Source organism: Vibrio sp. 10N.222.49.C9 (genome assembly GCF_041474985.1).
Classification (GTDB): Bacteria; Pseudomonadota; Gammaproteobacteria; order Enterobacterales; family Vibrionaceae; genus Vibrio; species Vibrio crassostreae_C.
In genome coordinates, this window is sequence record NZ_JBFRVD010001187.1 from 1 (window position 1) to 313 (window position 313).

Genomic DNA, 313 nt, shown 5'->3' on the forward strand with positions numbered 1-313 from the left:
GTCGTTATCTTGAAATGCAGACCGAATTGAATGCGCACATGGCAAATGTCCACCAAGTATTCGAGTCGTTAATTGGCGATGAAGAAGAGCAGGGTCAGGAAGTAGACTCTGTTTACGCGGAAATGTGGAGCTTAGCGAAAGAGCCGGAGCAGGTAATTAACATCTTGCAAGAGCTGTCTATCGATGTAAAAGAAAAGCAGTTTTCGGAGCTTTCTACTAGCTTGTGCAACTTTAAAACTGACCTTGGTAAAAAGACCTTAGGCCCTAGAGGGCGAGAAGTCCTAGGGCATCTAATGCCTAAGTTACTGCACGC

1 pseudogene is annotated in these 313 nt (G+C 45.4%); it reads left to right on the forward strand.

Annotated features, from left to right (window positions below):
- Positions 1-313: pseudogene (locus AB4585_RS27495) on the forward strand (bifunctional glutamine synthetase adenylyltransferase/deadenyltransferase); the annotation flags it as partial.